The sequence below is a fragment of the Amycolatopsis sp. YIM 10 genome (assembly GCF_009429145.1).
Classification (GTDB): domain Bacteria; phylum Actinomycetota; class Actinomycetes; order Mycobacteriales; family Pseudonocardiaceae; genus Amycolatopsis.
The window spans coordinates 6,937,596-6,960,053 of sequence record NZ_CP045480.1 but is presented as its reverse complement, the minus strand read 5'-3'; the positions used below and the strand labels follow the sequence as shown (position 1 = coordinate 6,960,053).

Genomic DNA, 22,458 nt, shown 5'->3' with positions numbered 1-22,458 from the left:
CCGATTCCTTTTCGGTTCGTGCGGGGTCTGTCCGTCATGACCACAACGACAAAAGACCCCAACCGCGTTCTGTGGGAGGCGCGGGCGCGCGGTGAGCAGCTCCCAGCGTGGGAGACACTGGCCACGGAACCGGAGGGCATCGAGGCCGAGACGGTGGACGTACCGGCCGGGCTGTGGCTGCGTCCACCGGGTGCCCCGGCCGGACCGGTGATCCTGGCGATCCACGGGGGCGGTTTCGTGGGCGGGTCGGCGACCACGCACCGCCGCATGTTCGGCCATCTGGCACGGGCGGCCGGGGTGGGTACGTTCGCCGTCGAGTACGGCCTCGTGCCCGAGCACGTGTTCCCCGGCCAGCTCGACACCGTCGTGGCGGCCTACCGATGGCTGCTCGACAACGGAGCCGGTCCGATCGGAGTCGCCGGTGATTCCTGCGGCGCGACGCTGGCGGTCGGCCTCGCGGTCCGCGTCCGGGAGGAAGGTCTGCCGAGGCCGGCGTCGTTGGTGCTGATGTCGGCGTGGACCGATCTCGAGGCCGGCGGCGCCTCGTACGACGCGGGCAGCGACCCGTTCTTCACCCGGGATCTGGTTCGCGGGCTGGCGGCCGGCTACCTGGCCGGTGCGGACCCGCGTGACCCGCTGGCGGCGCCGGTGCACGCCGATCTGCGGGGGCTGCCGCCGACTTGTCTTCAGGTCGGTGCGGAAGAGGCGTTGCTGGACGACAGCAGGCGATTGGCCGAGCGGATGCGAGCCCGCGGCGTCGAAGTGCGTCTCGACGAGTTCCCGGACCAGGTCCACACGTTCCAGATGGCGGCCGGTCGCACGACCGTGGCCGATGACGCGATCAGGGAGGCGGGATCGTGGCTGCGGTCGACACTGGTCCGGTGACGGACTTCGAGCGGGCGGCTGCCGCGCTGCGCGGTGAACTGCTGGCGCACAGCTACCGGATGCTCGGGTCGTGGCACGAGGCCGAGGACGCGGTCCAGGAGACCTACCTGCGCGGCTGGCGCGCCTGGACCGGTTTCGAGGAGCGGTCCTCGGTGCGGACGTGGCTGCACCGCATCGCGACCAACGTCTGCCTCAACGCCGCACGGGACCGCGGGCGGCGCGCCCTGCCATCGGGCATCGGCGCGCCCGCCGACGACGTGGACGGACCGCCGGACCCGCTGCCGCCGCAGGCGTGGATCGAACCGTTCCCCGGCGACCGCGCCGATCTGCGCCTGGCGTTGATCGCCGCGATGCAGACGCTGCCGCCCACCCAGCGGGCCGTGCTGCTGCTGCGCGAGGTCCTGGCCTACTCCGCCGCTGACGTCGCCGAGATCATGGACATGTCCGTGGGCGCGGTGAAGAGCAGCCTGCAACGGGCCCGCGCTCGACTGGCCGACGTCGATGTCCAGCCGGACGACATCGTCGAGCCCCACTCCCCACAAGCACGGCGGCTGCTCGACGCATACATCACCGCCTTCCAGACAGCGAACGTCGACGCCCTGACAGCCGCACTCCGCGCCGACGCGACGCTGGAACTGCTGCCCGACCGGGCGTGGTTCGCCGGCGTGGCCCGATGTTCCCCGGTGTTCGCGACCGCGGTGGGCCGCCCTGGTGACTGGCGGATGGACCGGATGGTCGTCAACGGCCAGCCCGCGGTCGCCGCTTATCTGCACGGACAACCATTCGGCATCGCGGCGCTCGACGTGCGCCACGACGGCATCGCCGGCGTGACCGTCTTCGCCGATCCCGCCCTCGTCCGACGCATCACGGTGGGTTTACCACCCCGGCGAGCCGGTCAGGATGCCGCCGGTCCGGTCCAGCCGGATGGCACGTGGCCGATCCGGATGCGCTGCGGATGATCGCCGACCGGTACCGAAACCTTCTTGGTGCCGGTGGCGAAGTCGATCGCGGTGATCTGGTCGGCGCCGCTCTCGGAGATCACGCAGCTGCGGCCGTCGCCGCTGACCGTGGCCCAGTACGGCTTGGCCGCGGGCACGAGCGCGCCCTCGGTCAGGGTGGCGCGGTCGACGACGGTGGCGTAGTCGTCCATCGTCCCGGCGACGCACAGCTTGGTTCCGGCCGGGTTCATCGACATGCCGTGGTGGCGCGAGTCGTTCACCCAGGTGGTCCGGTCCTCGCTGGTGGCCGGGTTCTTCGGCAGTGTCTTGATCCGGGTGATCTTGTCGGCCGCCACGTCGTATTCGGCGAACCCGTTGAAGAACGACAGCTGGAAGTACAGCTTCGACTCGTCCGGGGTGAAGGCCACCGGCCGCACCGAGTCCGACAGGTCCGACCGGCCGAAGGCGTCCAGCCGCTGTCGCATGTCGATCACCTTCACCACCTGGTGGGTGCCGGTGTCGGCCACGGTGATCCGCCGATCGCCCTTGGTGAAGTCCAGCCACGGCGCGTCGAGATTGGTGTTCACCTCACCGATCGACATGTTCCACAGGTAGCGGCCACCGTCGGTGTAGACGTTCTCGTGCGGTTTGTCCCCGGCGCCGAACGAACCGACCTGCGCACCGGTCTCGATGTCGAGCACGTGCACGGTGTTCGAAGTGGACGCCGACACCGCGACCCGCCTGCCGTCGGGGGAGACGGCCATGTGGTCGGAGCGGAAGCCGGAAACCGGGAAGCGCCACCGGAGTGCGCCGGTGGTCAGGTCGATCGAGACCACGTCGGCGAAGCTCGGCCGCGAGGCCACCACCGCGCTGCCGTCCGGTGTGGTGTACATGTCGTCGACGAACTGGTCGTGCCCTTCACCCGGCCCCGACCGGATGCCGAGGAAGAAGGCCAGCTTCACCGGGTCCGTGTAGATCTCCCACAGCCGGTCCTCCTTGTCCGGGATGATGTTCACCCGGCCGATCCGGCCGAAGTTCCCGCTGGACTCGAGCACGTCCGCGGTGCCTTCCCAGTTGTTGCCGACGAACATCACCTCCCGCAGTGCGGTGGGTTCGGCGGCGGTGCCGGTCGCGGGGGCGCTCACCCCGGCGGCGAGCAGGACCGCGAGCGACGCGATGCGGCGGAGTATGCGCATGGGAACACCCTTCGACGCTGAACAGGCGTGTGTGGCCGGCTGTCAACGTCACAGGGAAGCAAACCGCGTGGCACTGGGGTAGGGCGCGCCCACCAACAGATCACGGCCCGGTTGTGCGAGTTCCACAACGACCCGGCCGGTCGCGGCTCCGCGGCGCCAAGTTCTCCGAAACCCGCGATGATCCGCTCCGGCAAGTGGCCCGGCTTTCGCCGGTGGGACACCCAGGGGCCATCCGGTTGCGCGGGCTCAGCGCGGGGGCTCGGAAGGGCGTCCCAGCAGGGCGGCCAGCCGGTCGAGGGGCGCGGCGTTGTCGGGCACGGTCGTCGCGGGCGCGAACGGGGAGCGATCCGGCGGGACGTCGGCGAGCTTGGCGCGGGTGAACCCCAGTGCCCGCTCGACGAGCTCGTCGGGGATCCGGATCTCCTGGCCGGTCGCCCGGGCGAGATCCCAGCCGTGGACGAGGTCCTCGACCACGCGCAAGTGGAGCGCGGCGATGCCGGGCACCAGCCCGGCGGGAACCTGGAACATCCGGTCGAGCACGCCCGGCCCGCGGAACGCGACGAGCAGGTCCTTGGCGGCACCCCGGTAGGCGGCCACGGGGTCGGTGCCGAGCACGTCGTGTGCCCGGGGGTCGAGCGCGCCGGGCACGACGGCCGCTTCGCCGCGCAGGATGCCGGCGAACAGGCGGTTGCCGAGGACCATGTGGCCGACCAGGGCACGGACGTCCCATTCCGGGCAGGGCGTGGCGTTGCCCCACTGGTCGTTCTGGACGGCGGCGACCAGGTCGCCGACCACGTCGAAAACCGCGGCGAGGTCGTCGACGGGGGTGTGGGTGAGGTGGTCGGTCACGGCTGTTGCTCCGTAGCTGTCCGGGATCGCGCAGGCGGTGCGATCATTCACCGGTTGAGACACCGCCGGCCGCCGAAACGGAACGGTCCGGGCCGGATGAGCACCGCCCGGCGCGCGCCGTGCCAGGATGCCGTCGTGAGCCAGGACACGTTGGAGCGCGCCCGGACCGGTGATGAGCAGGCATTTCGCGAACTCGTCGAGCCGCACCGGCACGAGTTGCGCCTGCACTGCTACCGAATCCTCGGTTCCCTCGCCGACGCCGAGGACATGCTGCAGGAGACGTTGCTCGCCGCCTGGCGAGGCCTGGACGGCTTCGCCGGCCGAGCCTCGCTGAGGGCGTGGCTGTACCGCATCGCCACCAATCGCTGCCTCAACGCGCTGCGTGACGCTGGGCGCCGACCGCCACCCCCGCCGTCACCACCGTTCGACCCGCCCGAACCCACGCGCCGCGGCGACGTCACCTGGCTGCAGCCCTACCCGGACGCACTGCTGGACCAGATCGTCGACAGCACCCCGGGGCCCGAGGCGCGCTACGAGTCCAGGGAAGCGGTCGAGCTGGCGTTCATCGCCGGACTGCAACACCTTCCGCCCCGCCAAGCCGCAACGCTCGTACTGCGCGACGTCCTCGGCTATCCCGCCGATGAAGTCGCGGCCATGCTCGGAACCAGCACCACCGCGGTCAAAGGCGCGCTCCAACGCGCCCGCGCGCAACTGCGGCAGCACCGCGCCGCCCCGGAGGACGTGGCCCGCCCCGGCTCGCCACAAGACGGTGACCTGCCCCGACGTTTCGCCGACGCGTTCACCGACGGCGACATCGAGGGCATCATCGCGCTGCTGACCGACGACGCCTGGCTGAACATGCCACCCGCGCCCCACGAATACCAAGGCCGGGCCGCGATCGCCGGCTTCTTCACCGTCTTCGGCGCGTGGCGCGGACGCCGCCGCTTCCGGCTGATCGCCACCCGCGCCAACACCCACCCGGCGTTCGGCTGCTACCTCACCGAACCCGGCCGGCCGGCCGCGCACCCGGCAGGCCTGCTCGTGCTCACCCCACGAGATGACCGGATCCACGCCATCACGTGGTTCCTCGGCACCGACCTGCCGCGCCACTTCGGACTCCCCGCGACCGTCACCTGACCCGGTCGAACCCGCGCCGCCCCGCGGGAATGCGGACGCACCCGGTGCCTCCGAAAGGGAGGCGCCGGGTGCGTCGTGAAGGATCACTGCACGTTCGCGCAGTGGTGGTGCAGCAGCGGGCCACCGGGGTTGTCGAGGGCGATCCAGATGCAACCGCGGGCCACCGGTTGCCAGACCCCGCCCCAGGGGGTGTTGGCCCACACCCAGTGCCACTGGCCGTCGGCGTGGATCAGCGTGCGTCCGGCCATGGTGATGAGCAGGTTCCCCGCCGAGTCGTAGAAGGCGGTGGTGGCTGCCACGTACCGGCGTTCGTGGCAGTAGGTGTGGAAGCCGCCTTCGGACCCCCAGTGGGTGACCGTGAGCTGCACGTTCGCGATCGCGCAGGCCGCTGCCGGAGTGGCCGCCGCCTGGGCGGGCACCGTGCCGATGCCAAGGCAACTCGCGGCCAGCACGAGTGCGGCCAGCATCTTGCGCATGGTTCGCTCCGTTCCGTCGCTCAGCAGAGGTCCAGCCACCAGATCGGACCGGTGAGCCCGGTGATGTCACCGTTGCGGAGCCAGCCCCAGCTGTTCAGCGAGGGCACCCAGGCGTAGGTCTGCCAACCCCAGATCCCGTCGGCCTGGCAATGCGCGTAGATCACCTCCTCGGCGGTCGAGCCGATCGACGTGGGACCGCCGTACTCGCTGAACACGATGTTCTGGCGACCGACCGCGATGTAGCCCGGCTGCGGCGCCGCCCGCGCCGTCGTTTCCACGGCGGTCGTGGGTTCGGCGGCGGCCGAGGCGCCGGTGGCGCCCAGCGCGCCGGCGAACGCGATGCCACCGGTCAGTGCGGCGGTGATGAGGTACTTCCGGAAAACGTGCATTCTTCCTCCCATTTTCGTGCACGTCCTGTTCCCGGGCGGGAACAAAGTCCTACGAGCCGACGTAAAGGGCGTACCAGCGGCCGGAGACCGGGTCGTAGTATTCCTCGCAGTAGTAATAGGTGCCGCTGCCATGGGTGATGTGCCACAGTCCGTATTGATGGCAGACGGCCAGGTCCCTGGTGCTGCCCATGTAGGCCACGCCGGCTTCGGCGACCTGCTCCTGAGTGGCAGCCGGTTCGGCGGACGCGGACAGTGCGGCGCCGGAAGTGCCGACCAGCGCGAGGGCCGCGGTGAATGCGACGAAGGCAAGACGATTCTTGAGATTTCTCATGGTTTTCCCCACTTTGTTCCAGTAACGGGCGGCCAGTGCTCGCGACGATCTTCGTGACCAGCCACCCGCCGATTTCATGATCCCCATCTGTTCGGCGCCCGGACGTCGAGGAAACGAAGTTTTCGCTGGAAGGCGGTCGTCGGCCACCCACAGTGAGTCCCACACTTCGGTAAATGTGGGGTTACCATGAAGTGTGGAAGTTCCGCGGGAGTCGTTCGGTGCGCTGCTGCGGAGGCTGCGTGAGCGCGCGTTCCTGACCCAGGAGCAACTGGCCCAGCGAGCCGGTGTGAGCGCCAAAGCGATCAGCGCACTGGAGCGGGAGGAGCGCCGACATCCTTACCCTCACACAGTTCTCGCCCTGGCGAACGCACTCGGGCTGAGCGACGACGAGCGCGCGTGCCTGGAAGCGCGCGTTCCGCGCCGCGTCCGGAGAAGCACAAAATCCAGCGACTCCGAGCGCGGTACGCACGCACCCGGGAAGCCGGCTCGGATCGTGCCGGGGCAGCTGCCATCACCCGTCCGTGATTTCACTGGGCGGGTAGCGGAACTGACCGCACTCGACGCGGTATTCGACTCAATGGACGAGCCCGGTTCGACAACGGCACCGGCCGGCCGGGCGGTGGTCATTTCGGCGATCAGCGGCACCGCCGGGGTCGGCAAAACCACGTTGGCCGTGATGTGGGCACACCACGTGCGCGCCAAGTTTCCCGACGGGCAGTTGTACGTCAACCTGCGTGGCTACGATCCCGGACCGCCGGCGACACCCGGTGAAGTGCTGGACGGTTTCCTTCGCGCGCTGGACGTGCCTGCCGCGAAGATTCCGCCGTCCCTCGATGACCGGGCAGCGTTGTTCCGTTCCGTGGTGACCGGTCGGTCTTTGCTGATCGTGCTGGACAACGCCAACAGCGTGGAGCAGATACGGCCGTTGCTGCCCGGTTCGTCGTCCTGCATGGTCGTGGTCACCAGCCGCGACAAACTCACCGGTCTCGCGGTGAGCGTGGGGATGCACCGGATATCCATCGACCGGCTGCCGGAGAAGGATGCCGTGGCATTGTTGCGCACCATTGTCGGTCCGGAACGGGCGGACGCGGAACCGGCGGCGGTGGTGCAGCTGGCCCGGTTGTGTGATCGGCTGCCGCTGGCGATCCAGATCGCCGCCCAGCGCGCGGTCACCCGTCCCCATCTCGCTCTCGCCGAGCTGACCGCCGAACTGGTCGATGCCGACCGGCGACTCGAAGTGTTCAGCCTCAGCGCCGACCAGTTCACCGCGATCCGCCCGGTGCTTTCCTGGTCCTATCGGAATCTTCCGGAAGCTCAGGCGCGGCTGCTCCGGCTGCTGGGCCTGCACCCCGGCCCGGACATCAGCACCGACGCCGCCGCTGCCATGGCCGGGCTCGCGCCCGCCGTCGCCCGGCAACTCCTCGACGGTCTGGTCGAGGCGCATCTGATCGAGTCCGCCGACGTGGATCGAATCCAGCTGCACGACCTGCTCCGGGCCTACGCCCGCGAGTGCGCCGAGGTCACGGACACCGTCGCGGAGCGGCACGAGGCGCTGCGCCGCCTGGTCGGCTGGTACCTCCACGCCACCGCGGCCGCGGACCGGCAGCTGCACCCCGGCCGCCAACGGGGAGTGGTGGACGCGACGCCCGTCCCCAGGCATCCCGCCGTTTTCGGTGACTTCGACGCGGCGCTCGAGTGGTGCGAAACCGAGCGGGCCAACCTGGTGGCGGTCGCCCGCGTCGCGGCGGAGACCGGGCTGGGTGCCGCGGCGTGGCAGCTCGCCAACAACCTGTGGAGCTTCTTCTACCTGCGCAAGTACTGGACCGACTGGGTCGCGGTGCACGAGATCGGCCTCGCGGCCGCCCGCGAGCTGCGCGATCCGAAGGGACAGGCCCGCATGCTCAACGGACTCGCGACCGCCTACGTGGGCATGCGCCGGTTCGAGGAGAGCCTGGACCACTTCCGGACCGCCCGCGAACTCTTCCGTGTCGCCGGTGACCGCTGGGGCGAGGGGATGGTCCTGGCGAATCTCGCCGACACCTACCTCGGTCTGTGCCAGTACACCGATGCCGCCGACTATGCCCGCCAGGCGGTGGACGTCATCCGGGAAACCGGAAACCAGTACAGCGAAGGGATCGCCATGGGCAACCTCGGCGAGGCCTACCTCGGCCTGGGTGCCTATTACGACGCTCTCTGCCAGTTCCGCCAGGTGCTGGAGCTCTGCCGCGTCATCCGCCACCGGCACGGCGAAGCCGTCACGCTGATCCACCTCGGCGAGTCCCATCTGGGCCTTGGCGAGTACGAGAAGGCACTCGACCGCCTTTCCGAAGGCCTGGACCTGGCCCGCAAACTCCGCGACCGGCACAGCGAGGCTCTTGCGCTCAGCACTCGTGGCATCGTCCACCACCAGGCCGGGCAGCCCGATGCCGGCCGGCGGAACTGGCAGGCGGCCCTCGATATCTACGAAGACCTTGGCGATCCCCGAGCCGAGGCTCTTCGCGACCGACTTCGCCAACCGCGGACAGACGCACCTCGATCTGACGACGGATGACCTCGCGGCCGCTGACAAGCCGGCACTTGAGGCAGGCGCGCGCCGGCCGCGGCCGACCAACCAGGTGTCGGAGTTCGGCGTTATCGCGGGTAGGTGATTCCGCCCACCGCCGCCGCGTTTTGCATTAAACATTCCTTGAATGCCAAGCCGGGTAACTTCACTCGTCCGGTGGAGGCGGGCAAGGGATGACCTGAGCAGAATGGCGGCGAGACGCGATGGGGCGCCTTATTTGAAAGTAGAACCATTCTGCCGACGGGAGAGCCCCATGCCGCAGTTGCCGCTTGAACGCCACGCTTTGCTGCGGTCCACCGATCTCGACGACATGCGTGAGGTGGCGGGCAGGCTGTTCCGGCCGCACCGGCTCGACCTGCTCGGCGGCGCCGCGCTCGACGCGCGGATCCACCACGCGCGTGTGCGCGACGTGTCGGTGAGCTTCATCGGTTACGGCGCCGACGTCCGCATCGACACGAGTCCACTGGAGACGTTCTTCGCCGTGCAGATCCCGCTGTCCGGCCGGGCGAGCGTCCGCCTAGGCGGCGACCAGGTCCTTTCCGCTCGGGGCACGGCTTCGGTGGTGTCACCGGCGGATCCGATGCGGATGCTCTGGTCGTCGGACTGCACGCAGCTGGTCGTGCGGATCGAGCGTGAGCCGCTCGAGGCCCGCCTGAGCGATCTGCTCGGCGCGCCACTGCGGGAACCGCTGCGGTTCACGCCCGCGATGGACGTCGGCCGGGGGTATGGGCGGAGCTGGTTCCGCGGGCTCGAACTGCTCGTCTCCGAACTGGAGCACGCCGATTCCCTGATCGAGAACCCGCTGGTGGCACACAGGTTCGAATGGACGCTGATGAGCGCGTTGCTGGTGGGCCACGGCAGCAACTACAGCAGCATGCTGCGCGGCGAGGTTCCGGCGGCACCCTCGCGGGCGGTCGGGATCGCGCTCGAGTGGATCGAAAGCCAGCCCAAGTACGCGCACACCACCGCGAGCCTGGCTCGCGAAGCCGATGTCGGCGAACGGTCTCTGCAACTGGGGTTCCGCAAGCACCTCGAGATGAGCCCGATGGAGTACCTCCGGGAGGTGCGGCTCCGGCGCGTGCGTGACCAGTTGCGGGCGGCCCAGCCCGACGCGGTGACGGTGACCGAGGTGGCCGCGGAATGGGGCTTCCTGCACACGGGGCATTTCGCCGCCCGGTACCAGGAGCGCTTCGGTGAAAAGCCGTCCGAGACGCTGCGCCGCCGGTACGAACAACCGCACGCGTTCCTGCCCTTCGTCGATTGACGGATCGGCGCTTTCGTTTTTCGGATTGTGCGGCGGGTGCGAATTCCAGCACGATGGACATTGTCAGCAAAAAAGACTCCGGTAATCATCGCCGGTCGAATGCCGGATGAGGAGAGAAATGTCGGTGGCGATCCGGGCGGAAGGCCTGGTCAAGCGTTTCGGCAAAACCACGGCACTGGCGGGGATCCACCTGTCCGTGCCGCACGGCGAGGTGGCCGGTGTGCTGGGCCCGAACGGGGCGGGCAAAACGACGGCGGTCCGGATACTGGCGACGCTGTCCCGGCCGGACGCGGGTCAGGCGTTCGTCTGCGGCCACGACGTCCGGTGGGCTCCCGGGCGGGTGCGCGAGCTGATCGGGCTCACCGGCCAGTACGCGTCGGTGGACGACGATCTGACCGGAACGCAGAACCTGGTGCTCGTCGGACGCCTGCTCGGCATGTCCGGCGCGACGGCCAGGGCGCGGGCGGCCGAGCTGCTGGAGCGGTTCGAGCTGGAGCCCGCCGCCGGACGGGTGGCCAGGACCTACTCGGGTGGCCTGCGCCGGCGGCTCGACCTGGCGGCCAGCCTGGTCGGGCGGCCGCGGGTGCTGTTCCTCGACGAACCCACCACCGGGCTGGATCCGCACGCGCGCAACGAGGTCTGGCGCATGGTGCGCGGGCTGGCGGCCGAGGGGACCACGGTGCTGCTCACCACGCAGTACCTGGAGGAGGCCGACCGGCTCACCGACCAGCTGACCGTCATCGACCACGGCCGGGTGGTCGCCGCGGGGCACGCCGACGACCTCAAGCGCCGGGTGGGCGGGCAGTCCCTCCGGGTCCGCCCGACGCAGCTCGCGGACCTGAGCACGGTGGCGGGCATCCTGGCCGGGATCACCGGGAGCCCGCCGGCCGAGGATCCCGACACCGGGGTGCTCACCGCGCCGGTCGCGGACCCGATGCAACTGGCCACTTTGGTCCGCATGCTGGACCGGGCCGGGATCACCGCGGCCGAGATCGCCCTGCGCCTGCCCAGCCTCGACGAGGTTTTCCTGGCGCTGACGGGAAAACCCGCGGGGGTACCGGAACGGGAGGAAAGCCCGGCATGACCGCCATCGGAACCGTCCGCCCGGCGGGCGCGGCGCGGCACTGGCTCGTGCTCGGCAGGCGGCGGCTGCTCAAGATCGCCCACAACCCGGAGAACCTGGTCGACGTGACCGTGCAGCCGGTGCTGTTCCTGGTCATGTTCGGCCTGCTGTTCGGCGGCGCGATCAGCGGCGGTACCCAGGCCTACCTGCAGGTGCTGGTACCGGGGCTGCTGGCGCCGAGCGTGGTGCTGGCCAGCATGTCCGCCGGTGCCGGGCTGAACGCGGACGTCCGCACCGGGGTGTTCGACCGGTTCCGCAGCCTGCCGATCGCCAGGGCCGCGCCACTGGCCGGGACCGTGCTCGCCGACGTGGTGCGGTACCTGCTCGCCTTCGCGGTACTGCTCGTCACCGGTGTGGTCATGGGTTTCCGGGTGCAGACCGGACCGCTCGCGGTGCTGGCCGCCGCCGGGCTGCTGGTGCTCACCGGTTTCTGCTTCTGCTGGATCGCGGTGTTCATCGGCATGCTCTCGCGCGGCCCCGAGTCCGTGCCGGGCGTGGTCACCGCGTTGTACCTGCCGCTGGTGTTCGGCAGCAACGTGTTCGTGCCCGACGCGAGCCTGCCGGACTGGTTGCGGGCGTGGTCCGGGCTCAACCCGGTGAGCCTGCTCGCGAACACCCTGCGCGGCCTGCTGACCGGTGGTCCCGTGCTCTCCCCGCTGCTGGGCACGCTCGCCTGGCTCACCGGCATCGTCGCCGTGTTCTTCCCGCTGGCCATGCGCGCCTACCGCCGGCGCGCGGAGTGACCCCGGCCCGCGGCCCCACCTCCCGCTCTTTCGCGGCACACGGAAGGACACCACCACCATGACCACCGCCATTCTCGGCACCGGGTCCTACCTCCCGGAAACGGTGCTCACCAGCGCGGAACTCGGCAAGCGCCTCGGCGTCGGCGAACAGTGGATCTACGACAAGACCCGCATCACCGAGCGCCGGGTCGCCGCACCGGAGGAAGCGACCTCGGACCTGGCCACGCGGGCGGCGCAGAGCGCGCTCGAAGCGGCCGGGCTGACGGCGGCGGACGTGGATCTGCTGATCGTCGCCACCTCGACCCCCGATCAGCCGATCCCCGCCACGGCCTGTGCGGTGCAGGCCAATCTCGGCGCGGTCCGCGCGGCCGCCTTCGACGTCGACTCGGTGTGCACCGGGTTCATCTACGCCCTGGTCACCGCGCACGCCATGATCACCGCGGATCCCTTGCCGCGCAACGCACTCGTGATCGGCGCCGACACCTACTCGCGCATCCTGAACTACCGGGACCGGCACACCTGCGTGCTCTTCGGTGACGGCGCCGGCGCGGTCGTGCTGGGCAAACGCGGCAACGGGCGCGGCTGGCTGGCCAGCACGCTCAGCTCCGACGGCACGCAGGCCGAGCTGGTCCGGATCCCCGATGGTGGCAGTCGCCGCCCGATCACCGCGCAGTCGATCGCCGAAGGGCAGCACTACTTCACCATGTACGGCAGACAGGTCAGGGAACTCGCCGCCCGCGTGCTGCCGGACCTGATGGCCGACGTGGCGAAGTCGGCCGATCTCACCCTGCCGGAGATCGATCTCATCGTGCCCCACCAGGCCAACGGCATGATGCTGAAGGATCTGGCCGAGGCGCTGGACCTGCGGCCGGGGCAGATGCACCTGACCGTCGGCCGGTACGGCAACACCGGCGCGGCCTCGGTGCCGATCACCCTCGACGACGCGGTGCGCGCCGGTCGCGTCGAGGAGGACGACGCCGTGCTGCTCGTCGCCTTCGGGGGCGGTATGAGCTGGGGCGGCGCCGCGCTGCGGTGGGCGCCGCGCCGGAGAGCGGGTGGGCTCCGGTGAGGTTCGCGCAGCACGGTGGCGGACGGCCCGCCCGGCACCGGGTCGACTTCCACGAGGACGTGCGCATCCCGTCGAGCGTGCCGGGACTGACCCTCGGTGGTGACCTGTACCTGCCGGAGACCGTGCACCGGGTGCCGGCGCTGGTCACCCTGCACACCGGGCGGAAGGACGGCATCGGCGGCCTGGCCGCCCGGCGGTACCTGCGTTACTTCGCCGAACGCGGGTACGCCGTGCTCTACGTGGACTGCTTCGGGATCGGCGGTTCCGAGGGCGTTCCCCGGCCGATCCTGAGTCCCGGTGAGGTCGACGACGGGGTCGCGGTGGTGGAGTGGGCCGCCGCGCAACCGTGGTGCACCGGCAGCGTCGGCATGTGGGGGCTCTCGCACGGCGGCATGACCACGCTCGCGGTGGCCAGCAGGCGGCCCGCGCCGTTGCGGGCCATCTTCCCGGTGATGGGCTGGACCGACGCCGAGCGGGATCTCGTGCACCCCGCCGGCCTCCGCGGCGGCATCGGGATGTTCGGGCACCTGAGCCTGTACAACATCTTCTGCTCCCTGCTGCCGCCGATCCGCGCGCACGACCGGGAGAAGTACGAAACCCTGTGGAAGGAACGGCTGGAGCGGTTCGAGCCGTGGTTCGTGGATTCGTGGCGGCACCCACCCGGCCACGAGGTGTGGACGCGGCGGCGGTTCGATCCGGGGCGGATCAACGTGCCCGCGTTCTGCGTGGCCGGCTGGCGCGATCTGTTCTGCGACTCGATGATCGACGCCTACCAGCGGATCGACGCACCGAAGCGGCTGCTGGTCGGCCCGTGGCTGCACTCGTTCCCCGACGCGTCCGCGGTCGAACCCGTGCCGTCGATCGCGATGGCCTGCCGGTGGTGGGACACCTGGCTGCACGGCGAGCCTTCCCGGCGTGAACCGGCGGAGTCGGTCACGGTCTTCCTGCAGGGGCCGGCGGGCGGCTGGATGCGCTCGGCGCGATGGCCGCCCACCGGGAACACGGAACAGGTCTTCGCCGCGGCGGGCCCCGGCCGCCTGCTCCGGTCGTGCCCGGCGGGGGCGGCCCCGTCGGTGGCGACCGTCAGCCGCGAAGGCGATCCGACGGTGGGCGCGCTGAGCGGGCTGACCAAGCACCCCATCGACAAGTTCGGCTATCCGCTGGACCAGCACGAGGACGACAGCAGGGCGCTGTCGTTCACCGGTTCCGCGCTGCCGAGGTCCGCCGTCCTGGCCGGCCGCCCCGAGGTGAACCTGGTGCTGGACCCCGGAACGACCGCGGCTCGTTGTGTGGTCAAGCTGACCGACGTCGATCCGGAAGGCCGCTCGATGCTCGTGTCGATGGGCGCGGTCGACCTCGGTGAGTTCCCGCCGGACGATCCGGCGGCCCCGCGGGTGGTACCGGTCCGCCTCGATCCGACGTTCTACCGCCTGGCCGCGGGGCACCGGATCCGGCTGGTGCTCGCGGAATCGGACGTCCCGCGGCACTGGCCCGCCGCGCCGGGCAGGCTCGTCGTCCGCGTGGCGCGCGCGTTCGGTGACCTGACCGGTCCGGCCGGGAACGCGGTGACCACCGTGCGGTTGCCCGTCTGCGCGCCGGACACCTTCCACGAGGTGGTCATGCCGGCCTCGCGGAAACCCGGTTCACGCGCGGACGCCGGGGAGAACCGCTGGGAACTCGCCCGTGACGAACTCACCGGCTCGATGCGGATGTCACTGGCGAAGCAGGACCGGGTCGACCAGATCGACGGGGCCCGCGGCTCGCTGACCATGGCGACGCGAATCGACTTCGGGGTCAGCGAGCACGACGCGGCGGGCGCGCGGATGACGGCCTCCGGGGTCAAGACCGTGCGGACCACCGACGGCGACCACGTCGCGGTGCGGGCCGCCATCGAGATGAACGACGCCGACGCCACCGTCCGCGCCGAGGTACTCCTGAACGGGAATCCGTTCTTCTCAAGGGAATGGAAACTGAATTGACCACTTTGGAGCGTCCGCTCAACTTCCTGGAGCTGGCCCATCTCGACCGCGTTGTCATCATGGCGGCCGAGTACGACGGCGAGCTGGACACCGACCGGCTGGAACGGGCGTTCCAGCTGCTCTGCGCCGCCTATCCCGTGCTGCGGGCCAGGATTCGCGGCGGCGACCACGAACCGGCGCTGTGCGTCCCGCGCGACCACCAGCCCGCCCTGCGGGTGCTGGCGGACGAGCCGGGCGTGCTGGCGAAGATCGCCGGACTGCCGTGGGACGCGCACCGGGCCGTCGCCGACCTGGTGGTCGCCCGCGGTGAGAAGCACGGATTCCTGGCGCTGCGCATGGATCATTCGATCACCGACGCGAACGCCTGGCTGGGCATGTTCCGCGAACTGCTGCGGGTGTTCGCGGCGGTCGCCGAGGGCAGCGAGGCCGAACTGCGCTTGCCGCCGGGGGACCGGTTGCCGTCACCGCCCGCCGAACTGTTCCACCAGCGGCTGGGCCTGATCCCGTACGACCGGCGCCTGTTCCACTCGGCCGAGCGGTCCGCGCTCGCCCCCGACGGGCCCGGTGAGCTCTTCAGCGGCCGGATCGATCTCGACGAGGGGCAGACGAGCTGGCTGAAACTGGCCGCCCGCCGGTACGGCACCACCGTGCACGGCGTGGTCTGCGGCGCGATCCTGCTCGCCCAGCGGGCGCTCGCCGGTGGCCCGGATCCCGCGCGGATGTACTGCGTTTCCCCGGTGGACTTCCGCGGCCGGGTGGAGCCGCCGGTGGGTGACCTGGAGACCACGAACTACATGCTCTCCTACGTGGCCGAGGTCGAGGTGTCCACGCGGATGAGCCCGGTGACGATCGGCCGGGCGATCAAGGCGCAGATGGACGACATCCTGGCCGCGGCCGAAGGGGTGCGCAGTACCACCCCGCCGGACTGCCACCTCGGCCGCAACCTGTCCTACGCGCTGGTCAGCAACCTGGGCGTGATCAACCGGTTCCCCGAGCCGGCCGGCCTGTCGATCACCGACTTCCAGGTGCTGAACACGGTCGGCAACACGCTGTTCCCCGGTTACTACGTCTCCACCTTCGGCGGCAGGCTGACCGTGCTCTACGTGCTCACCGCCAAGTTCTTCGACCGGGTCGAGGTGGACCGGCTCACCCGCGAGATCCACGACCAGCTGCTCATCGTCGGCGCTTCGTCCTGAGTGGACAAACGACAGGGAAGGGAACCGCCCGGTGAAGATCCTGCTCATCACGCACGGCAGTCACGGTGACGTCCGGCCGTTCGTCGCGCTGGCGATGGGCCTGCGCGAGGCCGGGCACGAGGTGGTGCTGGCCGGCCCGGTGTCCTCGGTTTCGGTCGCCCGGCCCCACTGCGACCACGTCCACCCGCTGGACGACGGGACCAACAACCTGGTGCACGACCGGAACGCCTGGGAGGCGGTGGAAACGAACTTCCGCGGGCTGCGCGGGAAGAAGCTCGGCCTGGCTTTCCTGCGGCAGAACCGGGCCGCGATGGCGAAGGTGTTCGAAGACCTCGCGGTGCTGACCGGGGACCTGGCCACGGCCGGGGACATCGACCTGGTGGTGCACCAGGTCAACGTGCCGGGCCAGGCGATCGCGGAGAAGCTCGGGGTGCCCGCGGTACCGGTCTGCCTGCAGCCGTTCTGGGTGCCCACGGCCACCTTCGCCGACCCGATCCTGCCGTTCCGGCCACCCCGGTTCCTCAACCGCGCGTCCTACCTGTCCACGAAGCTGTTCGTCCGCGGGTTCACCGGGGGCACGGCGAACTGGCGGACGGAACGACTCGGCCTGCCGCGCCGCCGGTTCGCCCAGGACGTGTTCCGCCGCCCCGACGGCTCGTCCGCGCCGACGTTGCAGGCGTTCAGCCGGTACGTGCTGCCGTCCCCGGTGCGTTATCCGGATTCGGTGCACACCACGGGGTTCTTCTTCCTCCCGGCGGCATCGGACTGGACGCCGCCGCGGCCACTGGCCGAGTTCCTCGCGGTGGGAGAACCGCCGGTGTATCTCGGGTTCGGCAGCATGGTGGGCAGCGATCCCGCCAGGACCGGGCGGATCGTGGCCGAAGCCGTCCGGCTGGCGAAGGTGCGCGCGGTGGTGGCCGTCGGCCGGGGCGGGATCCGGCCCGGCGGCTCCGACGAGCGCGTGTTCCACCTCGAGCACGCTCCGCACGACTGGCTGTTCCCCCGGATGGCGGCCGTCGTGCATCACGGTGGGGCCGGCACGGCCGGGGCGGCGCTGGCAGCCGGCCGTCCCCAGGTGGTCTGCCCGTTCATGTTCGACCAGCCGTACTTCGGGCGGCGACTGCACGAGATCGGCGTGGCGCCACCGCCGCGGCCACTGCGCCACCTGACCTCGCGCGGCCTGGCCACCGCGATCCACGAGGCCGTGCACAACCGCGCGTTCACCGCGAGGGCAAGGGAACTGGGCCACTGGGTCCGCGCGGAGGACGGGGTGCGCGAGGCGGTCAAGGTCCTGGAGTCGGTGACCTGACCGGTGCTCGCGGGTGGATCGCGGCCCGGCGCGGATCCGGCACCGGCACGGCCGCGAGCAGCGCGCGGGTGTAAGCGTGGCCGGGGTGGTCGATGACCTCGGCCACCGGTCCCTGTTCGACGATCCGGCCATCGCGCAGCACGGCGGCGCGGTGTGACATGTGCCGGACCACGTCGATGTCGTGGGAGATGAACAGGTAGCTCAGGCCGAGCTGCCGTTGCAGGTCCAGCAGCAGGTTGAGCAGCTGCGCCTGCACGGAGAGGTCGAGCGCGCTGGTCGGTTCGTCGCACACCACCAGGTCCGGTTCCAGCACGAGCGCGCGGGCGATCGCGATGCGCTGGCGCTGGCCGCCGGAGAACGCCGCCGGGTAACGACCGGCGGCGTCCGGTGGCACACCCGCGCGCGCGAGCACGTCGGCGACCCGGGCGTCGGCCTCCTTCCGGCCGAGCCCGCGCACCACCCGCAGCGGTTCGGCCAGTGTCCGGCCGATCGTGCGCGACGGGTTGAGCGAGCCGTACGGATCCTGGAACACGGCCTGAACGCGCGGGCCGAGCCGGCGCCGCTGCCGGGGTGTGGCGTGGGTGATGTCGTTGCCACCGAACAGGATTCGCCCGGCGGCGGGCCGTACGAGTCCGAGGATCGCGTTGCCGATGGTCGATTTCCCCGAGCCGGACTCACCGACGAGGCCGAGCGTCTCACTCCGGTCGAGCCACAGGTCCACGCCGTCGACCGCCACCACGCCCGGATTCCGGCCACGTCCGCGGTATTCCACCCGGAGCCCGCTGACCTCGAGCAACCGTCCGGTCATGCTGAGCCTCTTCCGCCGAGCTTCGTGTGGTGGACGCACCTGGTGTGGTGCCCGGCGCTCGGTTCGAGCATCGGGACGGGCGCTGCCGAGCACTCGGGCGTGGCGAGCCGGCAGCGCGGGGCGAAGTGGCAGCCCCGCGGCCAGGCCGCGGGCTCGGGCACCATGCCGGGAATCGTGGCCAGCCGCTCTCCCGGCCGGGTTCGGCGGGTCACCGCACCGAGCAGGCCCGCGGTGTAGGGGTGTCGCGGCCGGTCGAACAGTTCGGCCACCTCACCCGACTCGACGAAGTGCCCGGCGTACATGACGTACGCGCGGTGGCACATCGCGGCCACCACGCCCCAGTCGTGGCTGATCAGCAGGATCGCCATGCCGTGCTCGGCCTGGAGGCCGCGGAGCAGGCCGAGCACCTCGGCCTGCACGGTGACGTCCAGTGCGGTGGTCGGCTCGTCGGCGATGAGCAGGTCCGGCGCCCCGGCGAGCGCCATGGCGATCGCGACTCGCTGCGCCATCCCGCCGGAGAGCTCGTGGGGATAGCGGTCGGCCACCGCTCGCGGGTCCGGGAAGTCCACCGACCGCAGCAGGTCGAGCGAATGCGTCCGTACCGCGCGGCGGGAACCGCCGTGGTGGCGCCGCACCAGCTCACCGAGCTGCCTGCCCGCGGTGTACACCGGGTCGAGACCGGAGACGGGTTCCTGGGAGACCAGCGCGATCCTCGACCCGCGCAACCGGCGCGTCTCGCGCTGGCCGAGCCGGGTCAATTCGGTGCCGTCGAAGAAGATGTTCCCGGCGCTGACCCGCGCGCCGACGGGGAGCAGGCCCAGCACGGCGCGTGCGGTGATCGACTTGCCGCAGCCGGATTCCCCGATCAGGCCGACCGTTTCCCCCGCGTCGATCCGCAGGTCCAGCCGTTCGGCGACGACCGTGTCCGGGGCAAGCGTGATCGAAACGTCCTGAATGGACAGCAAGGATCGGGGTGCGGGACCGGGCCACGGCGGCCGGACCTCGCGGGGCGGCCGGACCCGCGCCGGGGTGCGCCCGCTCCGGGCCGCGGTCGCGTCGCGCACGGTGTCGCCGAGCAGGCCGAACGCGAGAATGGCCAGTCCGAGCGCGACGCCGGGCGGGATGAGCAGCCACGGCTGCCGGTCGATCACGGCGGCGGCCTCGGCGATGGTGTTTCCCCAGGTGGCCGTCGGCGGCTGCGCGCCGAACCCGAGATAGCTCAGGCCCGCGTCGATGAGCAGCGCGCCACCGGCGAGCAGCGAGATCTGCACGATGATCGGCCCCGACACCCTCGGCAGCACGTGCTTGACGACGATGTGCCGGTTCGGCAGCCCGCTCACCCTGGCCGCGGCGATGTACAGCTCCTCCCGCACGGCGAGCGTGGCCCCCCGGACCACCCTGGCCAGGCCGGGGGAGACCAGCACGCCGAGCGCGACCATGCCGATGAGCTGCCTGCCGTCGACGGCCGCGAGCACGGCCAGCAGCGTCACGATCACCGGGATCGCCAGCATCATGTCCAGCACCCAGGTGGCCACCCGGTCGAGCCAGCCGTCGAGGTAACCCGCGGCCACCCCGGTGCTCACCCCGACCAGGAGCACGGTGAGCACCACGACCGCGGCGTTGAGCAGGCTGACCTGGCCGCCGTACATCAGCCGGGTGAGCACGTCCCGGCCGAGGCTGTCGGTGCCCAGCGGGTGGGCCGTGGTCGGGCCGGCCAGCACCTGGTCCAGATCGGTGGCCGCCGGTCCGTACGGGGCCAGCACGGGCGCCAGCACCGAAGCGAGCACGAGCGCGAGCAGATAACCGGCGGACACGGCGGCGATCGGCCGCCGCAGCACGGTCCGCCACAGCTTCGGCGCACCGGCCCGGCCCGGCACGGCGGCGGTGTCGAGCACCTGCTCCGGAACGACGGTCACGGCACGCGCACCTTGGGGTTGAGCCAGCCGTAGGCCAGGTCCACCACCAGGTTGACCACCACCACGACCAGCGTGAACACCACCACCACCCCTTGGATCATCACCAGGTCGCGCTGGGTGGTGGCCTGCACCGCGAGCCCGCCGAGTCCCGGCATGGCGAACACGGCCTCGACAAAAACCGTGCCGCTGAGCAGGCCGATGAAGGTCAGCCCGACCAGGGTGAGCACCGGGATCGCGGCGTTGCGCAGCGCGTGCCGGAAAACGATCGAGGCTTCGCTGGCCCCGTTGGCGCGCAGAGCGCTGACGAAGTCCCGCGAGAGCGCTTCGAGCATGGCGTCCCGCGTCTGCTTCGCGAACACCGCGGTGCCCGGCAGCGCCAGGGTGATCACCGGGAGCACCAGGCTGCGGGCCCAGTCCCCGGTGGAGACCGAGGCGGGCACATACCCGGTGGCGGGCAGCAGCTGCACGGTCACCGCGAACAGCGTGACCAGGATCAGCGCGAGCCAGAAGTTCGGCAGCGCGTAGCCGAGCAGCGAGAGCACGTCCACCAGCCGGCCCAGCCTGCCGCCGCGGACCGCGCTGAGCACACCGAGCGCCACGCCGAGCAATGCGGTCGCCGTGGTGGCGCACAGGATCAGCGAGAGGGTGACCGGCAGCCGGTTGCCCACCTCTTCGGCCACCGAGAGGCCGCTGATCGGCGACGAACCGAGGTCGCCGCGCACCGCGTTGCCGAGCCAATCCCAGTACCGCACGAGCACCGGCTCGTCGAGGCCGAGTTGCTCGCGCAGTTTCGCGTACGCCTCCGGGGTGTAGCGGTCGCCGAGGATGGTGCGCGCGGCGTCTCCCGGCGCGGCGGACTGCAGCAGGAAGGTCAGCAGGGAGATGACGAGCACGAGGACGGCCGAGATGAGCAGCCGCCGTCCGATCAGCCGTGCCATGCCGGCTCTTTCGGCTGACGGCGCTGGGCCGCGATGAAGTCGCGGTACCAGTAGTAGGAGTCCTTCGGCGTGCGGGCCAGCGTGTCGTAGTCGACGTGGATCAGGCCGAATCGTGGCTCGTAGCCGAAGTTCCATTCGAGATTGTCCAGCAGCGACCAGACGTGGTAGCCGCGGATGTCCATGCCCGCGTCCATCGCCTCGCGGATCTGGGCGAGGCACCGGCTGAGGTAGTCGATGCGCAGTGGGTCCCGCACCGCGCCGTGTTCGACCGCGTCGGGCAGGGGCAGGCCGTTTTCGGTGATGTGCACCGGGGGCAGCCGCGGGTAGTTCGCCGCCAGCCACCGCAGGAGTACGCCGAACCGGTCCGGCAGCACCGGCCAGCCGAGCATGTTCTGCTCCGCACCGGGAAAATCGGCACGCGCGTAGCCGAACAGCCCTGTCGGCCCGGCGGCGATCCTGGCCGGTGCGTACCAGTTCACGCCGAGGAAGTCGATCGGCGTGGTGATGAGGTCGCGGTCGGCTGCCGAGCACTCCACCACCGGGCGGCCGTCGAACAGCGGATAGCGGCCGGTCAGCAGGGGATCGAGGAACAGCCGTTCTTCGTGCGCCTCGGCACGAGCGGTGGCCGTGAGGTCGGCGGGCCGGTCGCCGGCGGGCTCGACACCGGCCAGGTTGAGCGCGATCCCGATCTGCCCGCGCACCCCGGCGCCGCGCAGCCCCCGTACCGCGAGGCCGTGCGCGAGGAGCAGGTGGTGTGCCACCACCAGGCTGTCTTCGCCCAGCGGCCCGTCCGGGCGGGACGAGCCGAGCGCGCTGGCCAGCATCACCGACAGCGGCTCGTTCACCGTGATCCACTGCGCCACCCGGTCGCCGAACCGCCTGCCCATGCCCTCCGCGTAGTCGGCGAACCACCCGGCCATCGCCCGGTTCAGCCAGCCGCCCCGGTCTTCCACCGCCTGGGGGTGGTCCCAGTGGTACAGGGTGAGCACGGGCTCGATGCCGCGGAACAGCAAGCCGTCGACCAGCCGCTGGTAGAAGTCCAGCCCGGCCTGGTTCCAGGCGGCCCGGCCGTCCGGCTGGACCCGCGGCCAGGACACCGAGAACCGGTAGCTGGTCAGGCCGAGGCGTCCCATCAGGTCCAGGTCCTCGTCCAGCCGGTGGTAGTGGTCGCAGGCCACGTCGCCGGTGGAGCCACCGGCGAAACCGCCGTGGCGGTGGGCCAGCGTGTCCCACACCGACGCGCCCTTGCCGTCGGCGTCCCAGGCACCTTCGATCTGGTAGGCGGCGGTGGCCGCACCCCAGCGGAACTCCGCCGGGAAGCGTTGTGCTTCGGCAGCCATGTGCTCCTC

Annotated in this window: 20 protein-coding genes; 11 read left to right on the top strand and 9 right to left on the bottom strand. The window is 70.9% G+C overall.

Annotated elements, in window-relative coordinates; translation table 11 throughout:
* The first annotated feature begins 36 nt into the window (after positions 1-36).
* Together YIM_RS32720 and YIM_RS32715 are read left to right on the top strand one after the other, a co-directional pair.
* A complete protein-coding gene (locus YIM_RS32720) occupies positions 37-885 on the top strand; it encodes an alpha/beta hydrolase (RefSeq protein WP_153033990.1) in 849 nt (282 codons plus the stop codon).
* Positions 882-1,844, top strand: a complete 963-nt coding sequence (locus YIM_RS32715; protein WP_228004156.1) for an RNA polymerase subunit sigma-70 — start codon at positions 882-884, stop codon at positions 1,842-1,844. Before YIM_RS32720 ends, YIM_RS32715 begins: the two co-directional genes overlap by 4 nt.
* Here YIM_RS32715 and YIM_RS32710 read toward each other — a convergent pair.
* Positions 1,781-3,019: a YncE family protein gene (locus YIM_RS32710; protein ID WP_153033988.1), complete on the bottom strand. Its 1,239-nt coding sequence runs from the start codon at positions 3,017-3,019 to the stop codon at positions 1,781-1,783. The two genes, YIM_RS32715 and YIM_RS32710, sit on opposite strands and share 64 nt — an antisense overlap.
* 246 nt (positions 3,020-3,265) lie before the next feature.
* On the bottom strand, positions 3,266-3,868 hold the full coding sequence (locus YIM_RS32705; RefSeq protein ID WP_228004155.1) for a TIGR03086 family metal-binding protein: 603 nt from the start codon (positions 3,866-3,868) through the stop codon (positions 3,266-3,268).
* A gap of 135 nt (positions 3,869-4,003) precedes the next feature.
* Between YIM_RS32705 and YIM_RS32700 the strand changes: the two genes are divergently transcribed.
* Positions 4,004-5,005 carry an RNA polymerase subunit sigma-70 gene (locus YIM_RS32700; RefSeq protein WP_228004154.1) on the top strand — a complete coding sequence of 334 codons (1,002 nt, stop codon included), beginning with the start codon at positions 4,004-4,006 and terminating at the stop codon, positions 5,003-5,005.
* Between the two features lie 83 nt (positions 5,006-5,088).
* Here YIM_RS32700 and YIM_RS32695 read toward each other — a convergent pair whose 3' ends face one another.
* From YIM_RS32695 to YIM_RS32685, 3 genes are read right to left on the bottom strand one after another with little or no spacing between them, the layout of a single operon-like run.
* On the bottom strand, positions 5,089-5,481 hold the full coding sequence (locus YIM_RS32695; protein WP_153033986.1) for a hypothetical protein: 393 nt from the start codon (positions 5,479-5,481) through the stop codon (positions 5,089-5,091).
* A gap of 20 nt (positions 5,482-5,501) precedes the next feature.
* On the bottom strand, positions 5,502-5,870 hold the full coding sequence (locus YIM_RS32690) for a hypothetical protein (protein WP_153033985.1): 369 nt from the start codon (positions 5,868-5,870) through the stop codon (positions 5,502-5,504).
* Positions 5,871-5,919: 49 nt separating this feature from the next.
* A complete protein-coding gene (locus YIM_RS32685) occupies positions 5,920-6,348 on the bottom strand; it encodes a hypothetical protein (protein ID WP_228004153.1) in 429 nt (142 codons plus the stop codon).
* A 46-nt stretch (positions 6,349-6,394) separates the two neighbouring features.
* Here YIM_RS32685 and YIM_RS32680 point away from each other — a divergent pair, with 46 nt between their 5' ends.
* The 8 genes from YIM_RS32680 (at position 6,395) to YIM_RS32645 (ending at position 17,447) form a co-directional block, all read left to right on the top strand.
* Positions 6,395-8,752 carry a tetratricopeptide repeat protein gene (locus YIM_RS32680; protein WP_228004152.1) on the top strand — a complete coding sequence of 786 codons (2,358 nt, stop codon included), beginning with the start codon at positions 6,395-6,397 and terminating at the stop codon, positions 8,750-8,752.
* Positions 8,753-9,017: 265 nt separating this feature from the next.
* Positions 9,018-10,028, top strand: coding sequence for an AraC family transcriptional regulator (locus tag YIM_RS32675; protein ID WP_194239831.1), 1,011 nt, complete (start codon positions 9,018-9,020; stop codon positions 10,026-10,028).
* Positions 10,029-10,146: 118 nt separating this feature from the next.
* Entirely contained in the window at positions 10,147-11,112 is a 966-nt protein-coding gene (locus tag YIM_RS32670) for an ATP-binding cassette domain-containing protein (RefSeq protein WP_153033983.1), read from the top strand.
* Positions 11,109-11,894 (top strand): ABC transporter permease, encoded by a 786-nt coding sequence (locus YIM_RS32665; protein WP_153033982.1) that lies wholly within the window; start codon positions 11,109-11,111, stop codon positions 11,892-11,894. The genes YIM_RS32670 and YIM_RS32665 overlap by 4 nt, the downstream gene beginning before the upstream one ends.
* Before the next feature lie 58 nt (positions 11,895-11,952).
* Complete coding sequence (locus YIM_RS32660) at positions 11,953-12,963, top strand: 3-oxoacyl-ACP synthase III family protein (RefSeq protein WP_153033981.1); 1,011 nt, start codon at positions 11,953-11,955, stop codon at positions 12,961-12,963.
* A complete protein-coding gene (locus tag YIM_RS32655; RefSeq protein ID WP_194239830.1) occupies positions 12,960-14,942 on the top strand; it encodes a CocE/NonD family hydrolase in 1,983 nt (660 codons plus the stop codon). Before YIM_RS32660 ends, YIM_RS32655 begins: the two co-directional genes overlap by 4 nt.
* On the top strand, positions 14,927-16,138 hold the full coding sequence (locus YIM_RS32650) for a hypothetical protein (protein WP_153033979.1): 1,212 nt from the start codon (positions 14,927-14,929) through the stop codon (positions 16,136-16,138). The genes YIM_RS32655 and YIM_RS32650 overlap by 16 nt, the downstream gene beginning before the upstream one ends.
* A 31-nt stretch (positions 16,139-16,169) precedes the next feature.
* Positions 16,170-17,447, top strand: a complete 1,278-nt coding sequence (locus tag YIM_RS32645; RefSeq protein WP_153033978.1) for a glycosyltransferase — start codon at positions 16,170-16,172, stop codon at positions 17,445-17,447.
* Here YIM_RS32645 and YIM_RS32640 read toward each other — a convergent pair.
* From YIM_RS32640 to YIM_RS32625, 4 genes are read right to left on the bottom strand one after another with little or no spacing between them, the layout of a single operon-like run.
* Positions 17,422-18,255, bottom strand: coding sequence for an ATP-binding cassette domain-containing protein (locus tag YIM_RS32640; RefSeq protein WP_153033977.1), 834 nt, complete (start codon positions 18,253-18,255; stop codon positions 17,422-17,424). The two genes, YIM_RS32645 and YIM_RS32640, sit on opposite strands and share 26 nt — an antisense overlap.
* Complete coding sequence (locus YIM_RS32635) at positions 18,252-20,171, bottom strand: dipeptide/oligopeptide/nickel ABC transporter permease/ATP-binding protein (protein ID WP_228004151.1); 1,920 nt, start codon at positions 20,169-20,171, stop codon at positions 18,252-18,254. The genes YIM_RS32640 and YIM_RS32635 overlap by 4 nt, the downstream gene beginning before the upstream one ends.
* Positions 20,168-21,109, bottom strand: coding sequence for an ABC transporter permease (locus tag YIM_RS32630; protein ID WP_153033976.1), 942 nt, complete (start codon positions 21,107-21,109; stop codon positions 20,168-20,170). The genes YIM_RS32635 and YIM_RS32630 overlap by 4 nt, the downstream gene beginning before the upstream one ends.
* Complete coding sequence (locus YIM_RS32625; RefSeq protein ID WP_153033975.1) at positions 21,097-22,449, bottom strand: GH1 family beta-glucosidase; 1,353 nt, start codon at positions 22,447-22,449, stop codon at positions 21,097-21,099. Before YIM_RS32625 ends, YIM_RS32630 begins: the two co-directional genes overlap by 13 nt.
* Positions 22,450-22,458: the final 9 nt, after the last annotated feature.